The sequence below is a fragment of the Streptomyces sp. YS-3 genome (assembly GCF_045257485.1).
Taxonomy (GTDB): Bacteria; Actinomycetota; Actinomycetes; order Streptomycetales; family Streptomycetaceae; genus Streptomyces.
The window spans coordinates 1-3,393 of sequence record NZ_JBJHPC010000697.1 but is presented as its reverse complement, the minus strand read 5'-3'; the positions used below and the strand labels follow the sequence as shown (position 1 = coordinate 3,393).

General features: G+C 70.0%; 2 protein-coding genes and 1 pseudogene. All 3 read right to left on the bottom strand.

Annotation, left to right across the window (positions count from 1 at the left end; all coding sequences use genetic code 11):
* Positions 1 to 196, bottom strand: a pseudogene (locus ACJA3G_RS33440) (export associated protein); the annotation flags it as partial.
* 121 nt (positions 197 to 317) lie between these two features.
* Complete coding sequence (locus tag ACJA3G_RS33435; RefSeq protein WP_101387801.1) at positions 318 to 896, bottom strand: TerD family protein; 579 nt, start codon at positions 894 to 896, stop codon at positions 318 to 320.
* 119 nt (positions 897 to 1,015) lie between these two features.
* The gene (uvrB, locus tag ACJA3G_RS33430; RefSeq protein ID WP_406556790.1) at positions 1,016 to 3,148 is read right to left on the bottom strand and encodes an excinuclease ABC subunit UvrB; all 2,133 of its coding nucleotides are present in this window, start codon (positions 3,146 to 3,148) and stop codon (positions 1,016 to 1,018) included.
* Positions 3,149 to 3,393 lie beyond the last annotated feature (245 nt).

Genomic DNA, 3,393 nt, shown 5'->3' with positions numbered 1-3,393 from the left:
AGCGATGACGGCCGAGCTGGTACGGGGACAGAACCACCCCCTGCCCCGGACCCGACTGGAGATCCGGGTGTCGGCCGGCACCCCGGTCGTCGCCCAGGGTGGCACCGGCGACGACCGGGGTGCCGGCCGACACCCGGATCTCCAGTCGGGTCCGGGGCAGGGGGTGGTTCTGTCCCCGTACCAGCTCGGCCGTCATCGCTTCGTCCCCTCGTCGAGTGCCGGTGGTGCACGGTGGTGCGGGGCAGCTCCCGGCGGCCTTGCCGCCGGGAGCTGCGGGTGCGGCCGTGACGGCCGCTGGTGTCTGCGGGGAGCCGCGCCTACAGGTGCGGCAGGATCGCCGGCATCAGGTCCTGGAAGGTGCGTCCATTGGACGGGTTGCCGATGGCGGTCATCTGCCAGCCGGCGCCCGCGCGGTGCACCTTCGCCATGATCTGCGCGGTGTACTGGCCGCCGCCGTCCAGCGTGTAGCGCGCCAGCTCCTGGCCGTTGGTCTCGTCGACGATGCGGCAGAACGCGTTCTGCACCTCCTGGAACGTCTGGCCGGTGAACGAGTTCACCGTGAAGACGATCTGGTCGATGTGGACCGGGACCCGCTGGAGGTCGACGAGGATCGACTCGTCGTCGCCGCCCTGGCCGGCGCCGCCCACCAGGTTGTCGCCGGTGTGGCGCACCGAGCCGTCGTCGCTGACGAGGTGGCGGAAGAACACCACGTCCACCGGCTGCTTGTCGGCGAAGAGCACCGCCGACGCGTCCAGGTCGATCTCCCGGGTGCGCGAGCCGAACAGGCCGCGGCGCGGCGCCGCCTGCCAGCCGAGCCCCATCCGCACCGCGGTCAGGGTGCCGCCACCCTGCTTCTCCAGGCTGATGGCCTGGCCCTTGGTCAGATTGACCGTCACGCGCTGTCCCCTCTCCGCATTCCTACGTTCTCGGCCCCGACCCTACGCAGTGGCGCGATGTGCGCCACCGCGCGGGGCGGATTTGTGTCGGTCTTGCAACACACCGGGTGCCGGACCCGTCAGGCCTGGCCCGCCTCCCGCATCTGGCGCAACTCCTTCTTCAGCTCCCCCACTTCGTCACGCAGCCTGGCGGCGATCTCGAACTGGAGCTCGGCGGCTGCGGCGCGCATCCGCTCGGTCATCTCCTCGATCTGCTCGGCGAGTTCGGCCGCCGGGCGGTCGGTGAGGACCGCGCCGCCCTTGCCCGCCTTGGCCTTCGCCTTGGCCGCCTTGGCGCCGAGCGCGGGCACCGGCGCCTTGGCGCTCTTGCCGTCCTTGGCCTTGCGGTAGCCGGAGCCGAGGAGCTGCTCGGTGTCGACCTCCTCGCGCGCGATGGTCGCGACGATGTCGTTGATCTTCTTGCGCAGCGGCTGCGGGTCGATCCCGCGCTCCTTGTTGTACGCGACCTGCTTCTCCCGGCGGCGGTTGGTCTCCTCGATGGCCTTCTCCATCGCCGGGGTGATCTTGTCGGCGTACATATGGACCTGGCCGGAGACGTTGCGCGCCGCGCGGCCGATGGTCTGGATCAGCGAGGTGCCCGAGCGCAGGAAGCCCTCCTTGTCGGCGTCGAGGATCGCGACGAGCGACACCTCGGGCAGGTCCAGGCCCTCCCGGAGCAGGTTGATGCCGACCAGTACGTCGTACTCGCCCGCGCGCAGCTCGCGCAGCAGCTCGACCCGGCGCAGGGTGTCGACGTCGCTGTGCAGGTACCGCACCTGGATGCCCATCTCCAGGAAGTAGTCGGTGAGGTCCTCGGCCATCTTCTTGGTGAGGGTGGTGACGAGGACGCGCTCGTCCTTCTCGGTGCGCTTGCGGATCTCGTGCACCAGGTCGTCGATCTGGCCCTCGGTCGGCTTGACCACGACCTCGGGGTCGACCAGGCCGGTGGGGCGGATGATCTGCTCCACGAAGCCGTCGCCGCGCGACAGCTCGTACTTGCCGGGGGTCGCGGAGAGGTAGACGGTCTGGCCGACGCGGCCCAGGAACTCCTCCCACTTCAGCGGCCGGTTGTCCATCGCGGAGGGCAGCCGGAAGCCGTGGTCGACCAGGGTGCGCTTGCGGGAGGCGTCGCCCTCGTACATCGCGCCGATCTGGGGGACGGTCACATGCGACTCGTCGAGGACCAGCAGGAAGTCGTCCGGGAAGTAGTCGAGCAGCGTGTTGGGCGCGGTGCCGGGCTCGCGGCCGTCGAAGTGCATCGAGTAGTTCTCGACGCCGGAGCAGCTGCCGATCTGGCGCAGCATCTCGATGTCGTACGTGGTCCGCATCCGCAGCCGCTGGGCCTCCAGGAGCTTGCCCTGCTTCTCCAGCTCGGCGAGGCGCTGCTCCAGCTCCTTCTCGATGCCGGTGACCGCCTTCTCCATGCGCTCGGGGCCCGCCACGTAGTGGCTGGCGGGGAAGACGTACAGCTCCCGGTCCTCGCTGATGATCTCGCCGGTCAGCGGGTGCAGGGTGGACAGCGCCTCGATCTCGTCACCGAACATCTCGATCCGGACGGCGAGCTCCTCGTAGACCGGGAAGATCTCGATGGTGTCGCCGCGCACCCGGAACGTGCCGCGCGCGAAGGCGACGTCGTTGCGCGTGTACTGGATGTCGACGAAGCGGCGCAGCAGCTGGTCGCGGTCGATCTCCTCGCCGACCTTCAGCTGCACCATCCGGTCCACGTACTCCTGCGGCGTGCCCAGGCCGTAGATGCACGAGACGGACGCCACCACGATCACGTCGCGGCGGGTCAGCAGCGAGTTGGTCGCCGAGTGGCGCAGCCGCTCGACCTCCTCGTTGATCGAGGAGTCCTTCTCGATGTACGTGTCCGACTGCGGGACGTACGCCTCGGGCTGGTAGTAGTCGTAGTACGAGACGAAGTACTCGACGGCGTTGTTGGGCAGGAGCTCGCGGAACTCGTTCGCCAGCTGGGCCGCCAGCGTCTTGTTCGGCGCCATGACCAGCGTGGGGCGCTGGAGCTTCTCGATCATCCAGGCAGTCGTCGCCGACTTTCCGGTGCCGGTCGCACCCAGCAGGACGACATCCTTCTCACCTGCGCGGATGCGCCGCTCCAGCTCGGCGATGGCCGCCGGCTGGTCGCCGCTGGGCTGGTAGGGGCTGACGACCTCGAAAGGCGCCACCGTACGTTCGATCTTGGAAACGGGCCGCATGCAACCACCGTACGACCCCCCACTGACAGTCGGGCGTGATCGGCCCGGCGGCGGGGGTGCGGGCCGGGTGCCCGCGGCCCCGGATCACCAGTCGTGCGGGGACGAGGAGCCCTCGCCGGGCCGGTGCGGGGCGGCCCACTGGGTGCGCTCGGGGAAGGACGGGAGGCCAGTCGTGCGGGGACGAGGAGCCCTCGCCGGGCCGGTGCGGGGCGGCCCACTGGGTGCGCTCGGGGAAGGACGGGAGG